Here is a 17,311-nt window from a genome sequence, read left to right as displayed (position 1 = left end):
AGATAATTATATATTGGTTTTATCTTTAAATTAATCTCATATACTTTAAATAAAAAAAATAATTATTAAATTTAGATTTAATAATTATTTTAGAATATTTAATCTATAAAATAATATAAAAAATTAATTAAATATTAGTTTTCAATATGTGTCCCATATTTATTTCCTTCTAAAGATTCTTTTAATTTTGCAAGCGAAGTAATAATTGATTTTCTGCTTTTTTTGGAAGAAGCAAATTTTACTGCTGTTTCAACTTTAGGTTCCATAGAACCAGAAGGAAATATTTTTTGATCAAGAAGTTTTTTTAAATCCTTTATTTTTGGATTAGAAAGAATTCTTTGGTTTGGTGTATTATAATCTAAATAAATTCCATCTACTGCAGTTACTATTATAAATAAATCAGCATCAATCATTTCAGCCATTATTTCTGCAGTATAATCTTTATCTATTACTGCATCAATCATATTATATTTATCATTTTCTTTATAAGTTGCAATAGCACCTCCACCTCCAGCAATTAAAATAAAACCAGCATCTAATCCTTTATTAATTAAATCTTTTTCCATTAATGTAATTGGTTTAGGAGAAGGAACAACTCTTCGATAGCCTCTTCCAGCATCTTCTATAAATTTTCATGTAGTATTTTTTGCTAATTCTTTTGATTCTTCTTTTGAATAAAATCCTCCAATTGGTTTTGTTGGATTTTTAAAAGCTGGATCATTATGATCAACTATTGCTTGTGAAATTAATGCATAAACATTTTTATTAATTTTTCTTTTTAAAAGTTCATTATCAATTGCATTTTTTAAATGAATTCCTATATAACCTTGAGACATTGCTCCTGCAAGAACTAAATCTAATTTTGGTATCTTTTTATTAATTTTTGAAGCTTCATCAAAAGCTAAAGAAATCATCCCAACTTGAGGTCCATTTCCATGTCCTATTAAAATTTGATATCCTTTTTCAATTAAATCAACAATAGAAATTGCTGTTTTTTTTACTGCTTCTTGTTGTTCTTTTGGAGTATCACCTAAAGCATTACCACCTAAAGCAAGGACTATGCGTTTATTTTTCATAATATATTTATTAATATTAATTCTTTCTTTTTATATTAGTAATTATTTGCAACAATCTGTAATAATGGAATTATTATTGCAAGCGTTACTACTAATTGTATTCCAAGATAAATTCCAATTGGTTTTAAAGCCGTTCCATAAGGAACTCTTGCCTTTTCACAAGAAAGCATAACAACAGCTTGTGTAGGAATAAACATATTAATCATTCCAACTGCTAATGCATAAACACAAGTAGTTACAATTAATATTTGTGTAAATTGTTCTGGACTTGTATTAAAAGATGCAATTTGTGATGCTATTATTGAAAATGTTCCCATTGTTGCTGCTGCTAATCCTGATGTAGAAGGAATTAATAATCCAAAGATAAAAAAGACAATAAACATTGTATATGATCATCCTCATGCTCCTACATTACTTATTGCTCCCCCAATTCCTTGAGCAATATAATAATCTAATCCAGAGGCAGCTAAAATTCCAGGAATTGCTCGAGCAACCGCAATAATAATTGCTACACTTAGCATATCTTTTGATCCTCTTCAAAAGGATTCCATTATTTGACTACCTCGCATTTTTGCAATTAAAGAAATCACAATGGTAGAAGCAGTAAATAATAAAATTAATTCAGGAAAATCTCAAGCTCCAAATGTACTCATTCCCCCAATTAATCATGAATTTCAACCATCATTATCAATATTATTTCTTGGAATTCCATCATTAAAAAATGTATATCAAGGAAACATTCCTAAAAACATAATTAAAAATGTAATTCCAAAAATTGAAAGAATTCATTTTTGTCGTCCATTCATTTTCTTATTTTCTGCCGTTGAAGTTTTAAAAGTTTCTTTTGCTCATTCAACATCATTATTATGTGTTTTATATGTTAATGATTTTTCTGGTTTTGCTTTTATTCTCATTGCATATAATGTCATAAATATACAACCTACAGTAGTAAGAATAATAAACATAATTAATCTTGCAATCATTCCATCACCCATTGTAATATTGATAGTTTGGCCATCAATAATTATATTTACATTATTGATAGAATCTACCGCAACACCAATAGAAAAAGGATTTATTACAGATGAAGCAAATCCTGTTGTTGTTCCTAAAAGAATTACTAAAAGTCCTGTTACTGTATCAAATCCAGCAAGTAAAAACATTGGAATTATAATTAAATAAAAAGCTAACGTTTCTTCTTGCATACCATAAGTTGTTCCTCCCAAAGCAAATAAGAAAAACATTATAGGAACTAAAATAATTTCTTTTCCATGTAATCCAGAAATAAGCGATTTAATCCCACTTTCCATCGCTCCACTTCCAATTACTACATCTAAAAATCAACCTAAAACAAATAAATAAAATATAATTCCTGCAGCATTTGCAAATCCTTCAATTATATAAACAGGAATTGAAAATAAACCAACCGCAGTAACTGTAGAAGCAACAGGATTACCATTTTGATCATAATAATTATAACTTTGCCCTTGAAATCCTCAAGTAAGAATTGTAACAATAACAATAATTCCTAAAATTATAATTAAAGCAGAAGGCATTTTAAATTTGCGCTTTTTTTTACCACTATCATCAACTGAATTATCAGTTTTAGATTTTAGCGGCTTAATTTCTGTCTCTTCCGACATAATAAATTTTCACCTCTTTTTTTATTTATATTTAACTATATTTTTTTAAGTTAAAAAATATAAAAACTAAATAGTAGCAGCAATAATTGCTTTTATTGTATGCATTCTATTTTCAGCTTCATCAAATACTTTTGATTGATTTGATCTAAATACTTCATCAGTAACTTCAAATTCTTTAAGTCCAAATTTTTTGCTAATTTCTTTTGCAATATCTGTATTTAAATCATGATATGATGGTAAACAATGCATAAAAATTGCTGTTTTTTTTGCATTATTCATTAATTTTTTATTAATTTGATAAGGTTTTAAATCATGAATTCTTTTTTTTCAAACTTCATCTGGTTCACCCATTGATACTCAAATATCTGTATAAAGAACATCAGCATCTTTGGAAGCAATCATTGGATCTTCTGTAAACTCAATTTTTGCTCCTGTTTTTTTTGCAATTTCATTTGCTTTTTTGATAACTTCATCAGAAGGTCAATATGTTTTTGGTGCACAGCCAACAAAATGAGCTCCCATATGAGCAGACATTACAACAAGTGAGTTTCCCATATTATTTTTAGCATCACCAAAAAAAACAAATTTAACTTTGGTTGTTTTAAAATTTTCAAGTACTGTAAGATAATCAGCAAACATTTGTGTTGGATGTCATTTATCTGTAAGAGCATTTCACACAGGAACTCCAGCATTTTTTGCTAGAATTTCGACATCTTGATGCTTAAATCCACGAAAAGCAATTCCATCATAAAATCTTCCCATAACTTTTGCAGTATCTTCCATCGATTCTTTAATTCCCATTTGTGAATCTGATCCAGAAATATAAGTTGTTCCAATTCCTAAATTCATTGCCGCAACTTCAAATGCCGATCTTGTTCGAGTTGATGTTTTTTGCATAATAACTGCAATATTTTTATTGCTTTTTTTGTATTCTGAAGTTTCTTTTCCTGATTTTTTTGCTTTTTTTAAATCTTGAGAAAGATTTAATAAATATTTAACTTCCTCTGTTGTTAGATCAGCAACTGTAAGTATTGATCTATTTTTTAAATTAATTGTCATCTTTGTTCCTTTTTATAAATAATTAATCTTCTCTTTCAAGAGGCATAGACATACATCTTGGTCCCCCGCGTCCTCTTGAAAGTTCATATGATGGAATTTCATGAACAATAACTCCATGTTTTCGCATTAAATCATTTGTTACATGGTTTCGATCATAAGCAATAACTTCATTAGGAGCAATTGCAAGAACATTTGATCCATCATTTCATTGTTCACGTTCAGAATGAATTGGATCTTGCCCTCCACAATGAATAAGTGTAACTTTTTTAATATTAAAAATTTTAGACATCAACTGATCAATTGACATTTTTTCCGAAGTTATTTTAAAATCGCTTCCTGTTTTTGCTATCTGAAAGATTTCAAATTTATAATTTGAAAAAATTGCAAATTTATTAATATCAATTTGTGTAAATACTGTATCTAAATGCATTCAAGATCTCCCTTTTGGAATTGATATTCCTCAAATTCTTAAAACTTTAGATTTCTTATCTTCAAATAGATTATGTGCTAATTTTTCAAGTGAATCAGGATTTGTTCGTTGTGATATTCCAACAGCAATATCTGTTTTAGAAAGAATCATTATATCTCCACCTTCAATACTTGTTGATCGATTCCTATTGTAATATAAAGGTGTATTTTTGTAATCTGGATGATATTTAAAAATATACTCAGCAAACTTTGTTTCTCTTCGTCTTGTTTTAAAAGTCATTTTATGAATTGTTACCCCATTTCCAAGTGAAGCAAATGGATCTCTTGTAAAAATTAAATTTGGAAGTGGATCAAGAACAAAAACATCGCTCTGACTTTCTAATTCTCTCAGAGATTTTTTCCCTCCAACATTTGGGAGTTCACTAAATCTAATTCCTGCCATCAATTTTAAAATAAGTTCATTATTATTTTTGAAAGAATCAAGATATTTTTTTACTCTTATATAAAGATGTGAATGATGTGAAACCTCTCCCTCTATAATAAATTCTTTTAAAAAATTTTCTTTAATATCTTTTGAAATTGAAATTGTTTCAGCAATTAAATTTTCCAAATAAAAAACTTCCACGCCTTTACTTTTAAGTAATTTAGCAAATTCATCATGTTCTCTTTGTGCCTCTTTTAAATAATAAGAATCATCAAAAAGTAAACGTTCGTAAGTACTTGGTGTTAAATTTTCTGTTTCTCAACCAGGTCTATGCAAAAGAACTTTTTTAAGTTTTTTATACTCTGAATTTATATTAATCATAATTTTTATCCCTTTATTTAATTATTAATTTTTAATACATAAAAATTAAAAATCCCCTAAAAAAAGCTTATTTTATTTTCACTTTTCAAAATAATTATATTCTTTTTATTTTTTAAGAAAATATATCTTTTTTTTAGAAAATAATATGAATTAAAATAAAGAAAGATACATATATTGAAAATTTAAATAATCATTTAAAAAATAATATAATTTGTTTAGAAAGGAGATAAAAATGAAATATACATTAATTACAGGAGCAAGTTCAGGAATCGGAAAAGCACTTGCTGAAAAATTTGCAAAAGAGGGACATAACCTTATAATTGCAGCAAGAAGAACAAATTTATTAAATGAAATTAAAAATCAATTAGAAAGTAAATATAAAATTGATGTTATTGTATTTACTGTCGATTTATCTAATTCTAATGAAATACAAAATTTTTATAAAAATGTAAAAAAATATCAAATTGAAATTTTTATAAATAATGCTGGATTTGGAGATGTAAATTTACCTTGAGATTCAGATATTAAAAAAATTGAAAAAATGATTGATCTAAATATTAAATCATTAACAACACTTTCAATAATGTTTATTAAAGATAATTTAGATAATGATGTTCAATTAATAAATGTATCTTCTGTTGCTGGTTATAGTATTTTTTCAAAAGCAATAAGTTATTCAGCTTCAAAAGTTTTTGTATCATCATGAACAGAAAGCGTTGCAAAACAATTAAGAAAATTAAATAAAAAAATTAAAGTAAAAATTTTAGCCCCCGGAGCAACCGAAAGTGAATTTAACGATCGAGCCTTAACAAAAACAAAATATAATCAAAAACAAATTGAAGAATATAAAAATAGAGTAAATAAAAAATCAGCACAAGAATTAGCAGAGGAAACTTACAAATTATATAAAAGTGATAATATTCTTGGAATAATTAAAAATAATGAATTAAAAATGAATGATGGTTATTATGATATTCGTTGAGTTTAATTAAAATGAAATGAAAGAAAAAAATTTTGATAAATTTAATTTGCTAGAAATAAAATTTAAAATTTTTATTTCAGAAAAAGTAGGAATTAATGTTTTAGAACAATTTAAAAATTGAACGAATAAATATCAAAATTTTATCGAATATCAAAGGATTGATTGTAAAGATAAGTATTTTGAAAAATATGATAATTTTTTAATAGATGAAAATGATACAAAATATTTTAGTAATCTTAAGAAAAAATTTAAGAAATATGTAAATGCTAATTTAAAAGTAAAAAATAAAGAAGTAATTTATTTAAATGATAATAAAATTTTAGATTATAAATATAAAGACTCAGAGAATAAAAATAGACCATATTTTATAAATGATCCGAATACAAAAAATAATCATAAAGTTGTAATTTATCAAATTTCTTCAAAAGAAAGACCGAGTTTAAAAAAAATTGAAATAAATAATCATATATGTTATTTAAATTCAGAAGAACCAATTACAGTAAATAAATTTAAATTATTTAAAATAATTCTTGAATCTAATTCAGTGAAAAATAATATAATATGGTGCAGAAAGATAATAAATATGAAATATACATTAATTACAGGTGCAAGTTCAGGAATCGGAAAAGCACTTGCTGAAAAATTTGCAAGAGAAGGACATAATCTTATAATTGCAGCAAGAAGAACAAATTTATTAAATGAAATTAAAAATCAATTAGAAAGTAAATATAAAATTGATGTTATTGTATTTACAATAGATTTATCAAATTCAGATCAAATAAAAAAATTTTATCAAGATGTAAAAAAATATCAAATAGAAATTTTTATAAATAATGCCGGATTTGGTGATCAAAATTTAGTATGAGAAGCTAACATTGATAAAACTGAAAAAATGTTAGATTTAAATATTAAAGCTCTTACATTACTTTCAATGATGTTTATAAAAGATAATTTGGATAAAGATGCTCAATTAATAAATGTATCTTCAGTAGGCGGATATAAAATTCTTCCTACTGCAATTACATATTGTAGTACAAAAGTATTTGTAAGTGCGTGAACAGAAAATGTAGCAAAAGAACTTCAAAAATTAAATAAAAAAATAAAAGTAAAAGTAATGGCTCCTGCAGGAACAAGCACAGAATTTGCAGAAAGAGCATCTAAAAAATCTAATCTTCCAAAAGACTGAATAAATAATTATAAAAGTTGAGAAAGAAAATCAGCAGAAGAATTAGCAGAAGATACATATATTCTTTATAAAAGTAATAATATTTTAGGAATAATTGATAATCATAATAAATTAAAATTATCAAATGATTATTATACAAATATTGATTCAAGAGATACAAATCCAGAATTAATAAAATAGTAATATTTTAAAAAAGAGAACTTTTAGTTCTCTTTTTTTTATCTATATTTTTCAATATTTCACTTTTTTATTTCTGATAATAAAAATGGTTTTTTATTAATTCATCTTTTTCTTATTTCAAATTTATCAAAATTATCTACTATATATTTTATATAGGGAATTAAATCTTTATGATAAGCTTTTAAATTGATTCCATGTAATTTATTTTGAGGAAAATGATATTTTTGAATTCATTTCCTATTATTAATATTAGTATAAAAATCATTATGAATATTTAAACAATAATAAATTTTATAAGCTTCTGATCCTGTTGCTTCATTTTTTTTATTTAAGTAAGACTTTCTATATTTTAAATATATAAAATCATCTAAAATATTTTTCAATAATTTTTCTGACCCATAATAATCATTAGGATTTATTTTATTAATGAAAAATAAATTTTCATTATAAAAATTATCAATTTCTTTTAATTTTGGAATTTTTAAAAATACTTTTTGCATTTTTTCAGAAAAATTATCAGAAAAAGAAAAATCTTTATAAAAGGGATAAATTACATCTATCTTTTTATTAAAAATCTTTTCATAAAAATAAATATAATTTGAAATTATTATATTTGTAAAATTCAAAAAAAGTTTTTTAATATTTTTATCCCAATTTTTTTCTGTGTAATATTTTAAATTAAATTCATAATATTTATTTTTTGAATCAGGAAAAGGGTTATGATAAAAAATATTTCTTCAAATTCTTAAAGTTTCATAATTTTTTTTAAAATTTTTTGGAAGTTCGAATAATTTATTTTCAAATATATAATGATTAAAATCATTATATATTTGTTCCACCTCTTTTGTTTTATCTTTATTTTTTTGATTTTCTTTTTTATAAGGAATTTTATTTTTTTCCAAAAAATATGTAAAAAAAAACAAATAAGCTGAATCCAAATTTAATATAAAATTTCTAAAAGAAAACTTACTTCTAAAATCATAGTAATTATTCAATGCTAAATATAAATTCTCTTTAATTATCAATTCTTCAATTAAATTACAATCTATCATTTTATTTTTAATATCTTCTTTAAATTAATTATAATATTAATTTTTTTAATTAAATTAAATAATTTAAAAATAATATAATTTAATTAGATAGGGAGATTAAATATGTTTTTTAAATTGAAATTTAAAATAATATATAAGATTTAAGATTTATTATTAAAATGAAAGAAAAAAATAATAAAGTAAATCTCTCAAATCTTAAATTTTATATTTTTATTACATCCTCAGTAAACAATAATATATTCAATAAATTTAAAAATTGAACAGATAAATATTATAAATTTATTGAATATAAAAGAATTAATATTAAAAATCAATATTTAGAAAATTACAATAATTTCTTAATAGATCAAAACGATACAAAATATTTCAGTAATCTTAAAAGAAAATTTAAAAAGTATATAAATGCTAGTTTAAAAATAAAAGAAAAAGAAATAATTTATCTAAATGATAATAAAATTTTAGATTACAAATATAAAAATTCAGAAAATAAAATAAGACCTTATTATGTAAGTAATCCTAATACAACAAGTAATTACAAGATTGTTCTTTATCAAATATCATCAAAAGAAAGAGAAAATTTGATAAAGATAAATTTAAATAATAATATTTGTTATCTAAATTGAGAAGAACCAATTACAGTAAATAAATTTAAGCTTTTTAAAATTATCATAGAAAATTAATAAAAATATTTGATATAAATAATTTGCGAAAAACACAACCCAATTATATAAATTGAATATAATAATTTTAAATGCACTTAACAAGATAATTTTAATATAAAATTAAACTAGCATATTGGTTATCTATCTAAATAATTAAATTTACTTATTCTTAAATTTGAATTTGAAAAATTTTCTAGAAATTTTTCTTTTATATTATTTAATATATCAAAATTTCTATTTTTAATTGTATTAAAATCTCAAATCTTTCCTTTTAATTCTGTAATATAATTGTACATTATATAAACAGGATCTCCATTTTTACCATTATAATTAATACTCATTCTACCATTTGGATCATTATAAAATCTATTTAATTTTTCTATATAATCCAAATCACTTGCTATTTTATTTTTCTTAGAATCATAAAAAATTATATTACCAATGTTTTCACATCAATTAATATTCTTTTCTTTACATATTGATTTAGATTTAACATGCTCTATATTTTTATGAATTATATTTCATCAATGTTCTGCATTATCAATTTCCTTTATATTCAAAAAATAAAATAAATAAATCATTTTTATATCTTCTTTAAATTCATTAAGATCAATGAAATTATTATAATTATCTTTAAATCAAAAATTTAATTTAGATAATTCAAATTCATTATTAATTAAAATATTATTTATAAATTGATTTTTATTACTAATCATTAATCTTTCTATTTCATTTGCTCTGTTATTTTTTAAATTTATAAAATAAATAATACTTAATAAAATTTTTTTTAAAAATTCATCATCATATTTTAAACTTCTATTTTCTCAAATATACAATAAAAATATTTTCTTAAATTGTTTTAAATTAAATTTTTCAGCAATAAAAAAAATTCACTTTTGAAAATAATTTTTACTATTTATTTTTTCTGAAAAATATTTATTGTAAAAAGAAATTATTTCTAACAAATTCTCTATTTTATCTTCATTATTATTAAAAATTTTTTTTAATTCTCTATAAACTAAATTATTAGGAAAAAATTTTTTTCTTTTTGTACAAATAAAAACATTTAAAATAATTTCAATATTATTTTGTATAATTTTTTTTTCTTCAATTATATAATCTAATTCCTTTAATAAATTTTTATTTTTTTTATAAAAATCATTTCTTATTAAATCTAAAGTAGTTAATTTTTTTCCTTTTGAATTAATTGACTCAAAAATATCATTTATAGAATCATTATTATCAATTGAATTTAAAGTTATGTTTATTTTTTTTAAAATAAAATTTGATATTGAAATTATATTTCTTATTTCTTTCATTTTATTATCATTTTGAATTTTTTTCATTAAATATTTAAAATGATTATTCATTTGAATAAATTTTTTATTTTCAATTATAAATGATTCTTTTTCAGAATTTCAAATTAATTTATTATTATGATATTTTATTTCTAAAAACATAAATCTTTTTTCAAATCAATCCAATATATCCTTAAACATAATTTTTTGATCTTCAGAACAATTTTCTAAAATTGATTCTATATTATTTCCTGATTTTTTTCAATTATCAATATTTTTTTTAAAACATGTTAATAAAATATATAAAAAAATTGTTCTTTGTTGACCATCTATTATTGTATTCCAATTACTTTCTTTAAATATAAAAATACTTCCAAGAAAAATATTAGAATTCTCTTTGACATTATTATTTAATCAAAAAATATAAAAATCATCATAAATTTCATCAATTTCTCCTTTTTTTCAAACATAACTTCTTTGAAAATGAGGAATATCAAAAAAATTGATTTCAAAATATTCTTTTATACATAAATTTCTCGCATACATTATTTAATTTACCTTCTTATGATATTATTTTAAAAATTTATTGAATTATAACAAAATAATATAAAACAAAAAAGAAGGATAAACTCCTTCTTTTTTGTTTTATATTATTACTCTAAATTGTTTGAAAATTTTTCTGTAAGATCTGGAATTGGAGCAAGAAAAAAACTACGTTCAGAAATTTTTTTATGTTTTCCTCCCATTGCAAATAAAACGCCTGAAATAAAATCCATTATTCTTGTTGCATCTTTATCTGTTGTGCTTTCTAGATCAACAATTACTGCATTATAATTTTTTAATTCCTTTGCAATTTGTTTTGCATCACGAAAAGATTTCGGATTTATCCTTACAAGCTCTGCTCTTTTGTAAACTTTTTTTTCAATTCTATTACTTTTCATAAGTAACATACGATTCAACTCAATTGTTTGTTGCTGATTTAAAGAATTTTTACCCATAAATTTAAATTATCCAATTATTTACTCATCATCTAAAAGAGATAGACCTGAGAAAATATCTGTTTCCTCCTTTGTTAATTGTGGATCAACAGTTTTTTGATTTTTTGTTTTCTTTCCGCGTAAATTCATTTCTTGCGTAATTGCTTGTTTGAATGTCTCTAAATCGGAATCTTCAAAATTATCTTTTTGAATTGTTGGATTTATTGTAATATTATCAAAATCAAAATCCTTAATTTGCGATAATCCTGTTGCTATTACTGAAACAACTATTTCTTCACCCATATCTTCATTTATTGTAACACCAAAAATAACATCCACATTTGAATTTGCTGCCTCTTTAATTGTTTGTACAGCTTCTTGAGCTTGTTTTAAAGTAAGTGAAGTTGGTGAACCAAGTACATTTACAATTGCATTTTTAGCTCCTTCAATTGAAGATTCTAAAATTGGTGATTGAATTGCATTAATTGCTGCTTCTACAGCTCCATCTTCTCCCGATGCTTTACCTGTTCCAATTAAAGAAAGACCTTGATTTGCAAGTACTGCTTTTACATCTGCAAAATCTAAGTTAATAAGTGAATGTTTATTTATTAAATCAGTAATTGTACGAACAGCATTTTTTAAAGTGGCATCAGAAAATTTAAAAGCATCAGTAATTGAAAAATCTCCTAATTCAGCAAGTAAACGATTATTGGAAACAACAATAATAGAATCAACATTATCTTTTAATGCTTTTAAACCAATTTTTGCATTAAGTGAACGTGCTTTCCCTTCAAAATCAAATGGAGTAGTTACTATTCCAACAACAAGGCATCCTAAATCTTTTGCAGCTTTAGCAATAATTGGAGCTGCTCCTGTTCCTGTTCCTCCTCCCATTCCTGCTGCAATAAAAATTAAATCTGTATCTTTAATAATTTCTTTTAAATCTTCTATTGATTCTTGTGCTGCTTTTGTTCCAATATCCGGATTCGCTCCTGCTCCTAATCCTTTTGTTAAATTTTTCCCAAGAGCTATCCTATTTTCTGATTTTACTTTTGAATCATTTAAGGCTTGAACATCAGTATTTGCAACATAAAAATCTAATCCTGTAATTTTTGCTTCAATCATTTTGTTTACAGCATTAGATCCTCCACCACCAATACCAAATATTTTTATTCGAGCACCACGATCCTCATCCGCTGTGAATTTATCAAATTCAGTTGTTTTAAAATTCATATAAATATTATAAATTTCCTTTACATAATAAATATTACAATAAATATTAAATATAATTATAATATCTAATTGATTTTTTTATATTTTTTATTTTTTTAAATTTTATTAAAATAAAATTTATTTTTTTTCATTATCTTATTTTTTCTAATACTCTCATTCTTGAAGATCTTGATGAATTATTTTTTTCAATCTCTCCTTTTGAAGGATAAATTGTTTTTAATGTTCGAAAATTTTTGATAATTTGATATTCTGTTTCTTCTTTTAAATCTTTAAATTTAAAAAAAATATCTTTTACAATCCGATCTTCTAATGAATGAAATGTAATTACTATTATTCTCCCATTTTTATTTAAAATATCAGCAGCTTGTAATAAAGACTTTTCAATTGCATCAATTTCGTTATTAACTTCTATCCTTAACCCTTGATAAATATTTTTAAAACGATTCTTCTTTTTATTATAAATCTTAACTTTTGCAATAATTTCGTTTAATTGATGATTAAAAAGTATTTTAGTATCTTTACGATAATTTATTATTTCCTCAACTAATTTTTTTGCTAATTTTTCTTCTGCATATCTTTTAAAAATATAAAGTAACTTTTCTTCAGGATAAGTATTTAAAATTATTGAAGCTGTTAGCTTTTGATTTTTTTGATCCATTCGCATATCCAATAAAATATCTTTTGCTTTATAACTAAATCCTCTTCCTATATCGGTGAGTTGATAATAACTTGTTCCTAAATCATAAATAATTCCATCAATTTTTTCGATTTTTAATTTAATTAAATAATCTTTTAAATCTCGAAAATTTCCATGAATAAAAATAATATTTTTATATCCTTTTAATTTATTTTTTGAAAAATTTAAAGCATCTAAATCTTGATCTATTGCAATTAATTTTCCTTTTTTAATTTTTTTTAAGATAGCTTCACTATGTCCACCTAATCCTAAGGTAGCATCTACATAAATTCCATCTTCTTTAATTTTTAGTTTTTGAATTGTTTCTTTTAATAAAACTGGTTCGTGATTTATCATTTTTTTAACCTATAATATACAAAATTATTATATATATAAAAAAAATATCTAAAGATAATTCTTTAGATATTTTTAAATTTCTATTTTATCTAAAATCAAATTTATTAAACGATATGTTTTAACATCACAATATTTTTTTGCAAATTCAATTGCATTATCAATTGCTATTGCTTTTTTTTGATTAAAAATAAACATTTCTGCAATTGAATAAAATAAAATTGCTTTTTCTAAATTATTAATTCTTGTTCATCTTCAATCATCTGGTAGTGCTTTTATTACTTTATTTTCAATCTCTTGAAAATTTTCAATTATTTTAAAAATTTCTTGCTCTGCTTTTTCTGAAAAATTATATTCAGAAAAATTTTGATAAAGATCTTCTATCATTTCTTTTTTTTTATTTTCAAAAAGAAATTGTTTATAAAAAAAATAAATTTTTTTATCACGAATTGAACAATTATTTAATTCTGAATTCATTAATTTTTTTCTTTTACATCAATAATTTTTTTATTGTCATAATAACCGCAAACTTTGCAAACAGTATGTGGTTTAATTGTTGCTCCACAATTTGGACATTGAATAGTTGTTGGCATTTTTGCTTTTTGATGTGTCCGACGTTTTGCTTTTCTTGTTTTAGATGTTCTTCTAAATGGAATTGCCATAATTTCTCCTTTATACTTAATAAATATTAAATAAAACTAAAAATATCCAACAAATTATACATTATTAATTTTCTAATTATTATAATTATCAGGATTATCTAATGCTTCAGCCATTCTTTTTGTTTTATTTTTCATTTTTAAATCAATAAATAATAAAATTATAGTTAACAATATAATTAATATTAAGATAATAATTATTGTATAAATAATTATCTTAGCGGAAGCATTACTATCAGTTATAATTTGACCATTTTCTGAAATATCTAGAGATGTATCATCAAAATTATCTGTAAAGCTTAAACTAATAAAATTATAATTAGTATTAGGTTCTAAATTATTAACTTCAAATCTAAATTGATATTTAAATGTTCCTTCTTCTTCTCCTATTCCAAGATTTAAAGCACTATTCGAAATATAATAAGAAGAATAAATATTATTATTTTGATCTTTTAAATAAAGAATTCCATTTAAATCAAAATTTGAAAAAATAGGTTCTTCTTCTAAGTCATTACTTAATATTAAATTATCAATTTCAATTGTATATTGAAAAGAATTTGTTGTAATTGAATTTTGATCTATTAAAAATGAATTATCAACAAAGGCTTTATTTACTAAAGTCGTCTCAACTATAATTAAATTTGAAAAATTTACCGTATCAGGATTTGATCCATTTGGATCATTAAAACCAATTCCAGTAAAATTATAAGTTTGACCACTAATTAAATTTTCTTGCAAAAAAGTTAATTGATAATTCTGTGTTCCATTAATTTCTCCATTTGTAATTAATTTTGCATCAATAAAAGAAGAATTATAACTTTCGCCATTTTCATCAATTAATCAAATACCATTATTTATATCATATTGTGTAAAATTATCTTTTGTTTCATTTATTTTTAAATTATTAATTTCAATTGTATATTGAAAAGAATTCGCTGTAATTGAATTTTCTATAATTAAAATTGAATCTGCTAAAATAATAGGATTTGCAGGAATTGTTTGAAATTGCATCGCTTCTTGATCAATTGTATATTTATAATTTCCATCTTCATAAAAATATTGAATTGAATCTATTTGATAATTTGTTTCTGCATTTAGATTTATTAATTTTATTTGATTTGTTTGATCTAAAATAAATTGCTGTGAATTATTAATATTATTATCAAGATTTGTATAATTAACATTTATTTGCTTTTGTTCATTTGTGTAATTATCAAGATTAAAATTATCACTATTTTGACTTAAATCTAGTGATAAAATTGCTTCTTCTTCGGTAGAGGAAATAAAACTATAATTAGAAATTAAATAATCAGTTAATATTTGATTTTGCTCAATGTTAAAACTGTTATCATTTATTAAAATTTCTGTAAAGTTATAACTATCGCCATATAAAGTATTATTAACTTGATAATAGTATTGATCATTATCAATATTTGATTTATCAGCAATAAAAGTTGTTTGATATTGAATATCATTTTGATCAGTTAATATTACTTCTGGGGCTTCATTTATAATATTTTGATAATCATCTATTTCAAGATTAAATTCAATTTTGTTGTTATAACTAAAAAAATCTAAATTTTTGATAAAAAACGGAGAAGATGAAATAATTAATTTTGGATAACTTTCACTTATTGTTGTTCCATCTCCAAGTTGACCAAAAGCATTATATCCTCACATATATAGTGTATCCGCATAACCATCGAAATCAATATCAACTATTACACCCGAATGAGATGATCCTAAAGATAAATCAATTAAATTACCACTTCAATCAGTTTGTCCTTGAGGTGTTATTTTTTTTGGAATTGAAGAAACTTTTGTTGTTCCATCTCCGAGTTGACCAGAAGAATTATCTCCTCACATATAAAGAGTATCGGCATTTTGATCATTATTTACATCAACTAAAACTCCTGCACTTCGAGTTGATGGGCCTAAAGCTAAATCAATTAAGTTACCACCTCAATCAGTTTGTCCTTGAGGTGTTATTTTTTTTGGAACTAAAGAATCTTTTGTTGTTCCATCACCAATTTGACCATATAGATTATCTCCTCATATATAAAGAGTATCGGCATTTTGATCAAAATCACTATCAATTAAAATTCCAGTATTAGTATTTCCTAAAGATAAATCAATTAAATAACCACCTCAATCAGTTTGTCCTTGTGGTGCTATTTTTGTTGGAATTAAAATATTATTGCCATTTGATCCATTTCCAATTTGACCATATGTATTATCTCCTCACATATAAAGAGTATCACCAAATCCATCTAAATCAGTATCAACCGTTACTCCTGTATGATTGTATCCTAAGGATAAATCAATTAAATTACCACCTCAATCAGTTTGTCCTTGAGGTGTTATTTTTGTTGGAATTGAAATATTATTTCCACTTGATCCATTTCCAATTTGACCGCTATTATTTAACCCTCACATATAAAGTGTATCAGCATAACCATCTAAATCAGTATCAACTGTTACTCCTGAATTATAATCTCCTAAAGATAAATCAATTAAATTACCGCTTCAATCAGTTTGTCCTTGAGGAGTTATTTTTATTGGAATTAAAATATTATTGCTAATTGATCCATTTCCAATTTGACCAAATTTATCTGATCCTCAAATATAAAGTGTATCAGCATAACCATCTAAATCAGTATCAACTGTTACTCCTGAATGAGAATCTCCTAAAGATAAATCAATTAAATTACCGCTTCAATCAGCTTGTCCTTGAGGAATTATTTTTATTGGAACTAAAGAATCTTCTGTTGTTCCATCACCAAGTTGACCAAAAGAATTATCTCCTCACATATAAAGAGTATCGGCGTAACCATCATTATTAGTATTAACGGTAATTCCACTATGATAAGAATTCAAAGATAAACTAATAATAGTATCATTTTGACTTATTTCTATATCATTTAATTCCTTTAATTTAGGAGTTTTTATACCTAATAACAAAATAGGAATAAGAAATAAAATTGAAAATTTTTTCATAACAAATTAAATAAAATTAAATAAAATTAAGTAAATTATACAT

General features: G+C 22.8%; 15 protein-coding genes. 3 read left to right on the top strand and 12 right to left on the bottom strand.

What is annotated here, in order from left to right:
• Positions 1–134 precede the first annotated feature (134 nt).
• From arcC to arcA, 4 genes are all read right to left on the bottom strand, one after another.
• Positions 135–1,076, bottom strand: a complete 942-nt coding sequence (gene arcC, locus X271_RS01135; RefSeq protein WP_025208637.1) for a carbamate kinase — start codon at positions 1,074–1,076, stop codon at positions 135–137.
• 35 nt (positions 1,077–1,111) lie between these two features.
• The gene (locus X271_RS01130; protein WP_025208636.1) at positions 1,112–2,719 is read right to left on the bottom strand and encodes a YfcC family protein; all 1,608 of its coding nucleotides are present in this window, start codon (positions 2,717–2,719) and stop codon (positions 1,112–1,114) included.
• 66 nt (positions 2,720–2,785) lie between these two features.
• Positions 2,786–3,778, bottom strand: a complete 993-nt coding sequence (gene argF, locus X271_RS01125) for an ornithine carbamoyltransferase (RefSeq protein WP_025208634.1) — start codon at positions 3,776–3,778, stop codon at positions 2,786–2,788.
• A gap of 22 nt (positions 3,779–3,800) precedes the next feature.
• Positions 3,801–5,012, bottom strand: a complete 1,212-nt coding sequence (arcA, locus tag X271_RS01120; protein WP_038462236.1) for an arginine deiminase — start codon at positions 5,010–5,012, stop codon at positions 3,801–3,803.
• 232 nt (positions 5,013–5,244) lie between these two features.
• Here arcA and X271_RS01115 point away from each other — a divergent pair, with 232 nt between their 5' ends.
• Positions 5,245–6,000 (top strand): SDR family NAD(P)-dependent oxidoreductase, encoded by a 756-nt coding sequence (locus X271_RS01115; RefSeq protein ID WP_025208632.1) that lies wholly within the window; start codon positions 5,245–5,247, stop codon positions 5,998–6,000.
• 10 nt (positions 6,001–6,010) lie between these two features.
• The gene (locus tag X271_RS03115) at positions 6,011–7,360 is read left to right on the top strand and encodes an SDR family NAD(P)-dependent oxidoreductase (RefSeq protein WP_128571625.1); all 1,350 of its coding nucleotides are present in this window, start codon (positions 6,011–6,013) and stop codon (positions 7,358–7,360) included.
• Positions 7,361–7,398: 38 nt separating this feature from the next.
• Here X271_RS03115 and X271_RS01105 read toward each other — a convergent pair whose 3' ends face one another.
• Positions 7,399–8,412 (bottom strand): hypothetical protein, encoded by a 1,014-nt coding sequence (locus tag X271_RS01105; RefSeq protein ID WP_025208630.1) that lies wholly within the window; start codon positions 8,410–8,412, stop codon positions 7,399–7,401.
• A gap of 158 nt (positions 8,413–8,570) precedes the next feature.
• On the opposite strand from X271_RS01105, the gene X271_RS01100 reads away from it, so the two are divergent.
• Positions 8,571–9,092, top strand: a complete 522-nt coding sequence (locus X271_RS01100; protein ID WP_025208629.1) for a hypothetical protein — start codon at positions 8,571–8,573, stop codon at positions 9,090–9,092.
• A 119-nt stretch (positions 9,093–9,211) separates the two neighbouring features.
• Here the strand turns inward: X271_RS01100 and X271_RS01095 are convergent, their stop codons facing one another.
• The 7 genes from X271_RS01095 to X271_RS01065 all read right to left on the bottom strand — a co-directional run bounded on the left by X271_RS01095 (position 9,212) and on the right by X271_RS01065 (position 17,268).
• A complete protein-coding gene (locus X271_RS01095) occupies positions 9,212–10,918 on the bottom strand; it encodes a DUF262 domain-containing protein (protein WP_025208628.1) in 1,707 nt (568 codons plus the stop codon).
• A gap of 107 nt (positions 10,919–11,025) precedes the next feature.
• On the bottom strand, positions 11,026–11,370 hold the full coding sequence (locus X271_RS03110) for a cell division protein SepF (protein WP_025208627.1): 345 nt from the start codon (positions 11,368–11,370) through the stop codon (positions 11,026–11,028).
• Between the two features lie 21 nt (positions 11,371–11,391).
• Positions 11,392–12,582: a cell division protein FtsZ gene (gene ftsZ / locus X271_RS01085; protein ID WP_025208626.1), complete on the bottom strand. Its 1,191-nt coding sequence runs from the start codon at positions 12,580–12,582 to the stop codon at positions 11,392–11,394.
• Positions 12,583–12,712: 130 nt separating this feature from the next.
• Entirely contained in the window at positions 12,713–13,615 is a 903-nt protein-coding gene (rsmH, locus tag X271_RS01080) for a 16S rRNA (cytosine(1402)-N(4))-methyltransferase RsmH (RefSeq protein WP_025208625.1), read from the bottom strand.
• Between the two features lie 72 nt (positions 13,616–13,687).
• Complete coding sequence (locus X271_RS03105) at positions 13,688–14,089, bottom strand: transcription antitermination factor NusB (RefSeq protein WP_025208624.1); 402 nt, start codon at positions 14,087–14,089, stop codon at positions 13,688–13,690.
• The gene (gene rpmF / locus X271_RS01070) at positions 14,089–14,274 is read right to left on the bottom strand and encodes a 50S ribosomal protein L32 (RefSeq protein ID WP_025208623.1); all 186 of its coding nucleotides are present in this window, start codon (positions 14,272–14,274) and stop codon (positions 14,089–14,091) included. Before rpmF ends, X271_RS03105 begins: the two co-directional genes overlap by 1 nt.
• Positions 14,275–14,346: 72 nt before the next feature.
• Positions 14,347–17,268, bottom strand: a complete 2,922-nt coding sequence (locus X271_RS01065; RefSeq protein WP_025208622.1) for an RCC1 domain-containing protein — start codon at positions 17,266–17,268, stop codon at positions 14,347–14,349.
• Between the last annotated feature and the right edge of the window lie 43 nt (positions 17,269–17,311).

The sequence above is a fragment of the Candidatus Hepatoplasma crinochetorum Av genome (genome assembly GCF_000582535.1).
In the GTDB taxonomy this organism is placed as follows: domain Bacteria; phylum Bacillota_I; class Bacilli_A; order Mycoplasmatales; family Hepatoplasmataceae; genus Hepatoplasma; species Hepatoplasma crinochetorum.
This window is presented reverse-complemented; position numbering and strand designations above follow the sequence as displayed.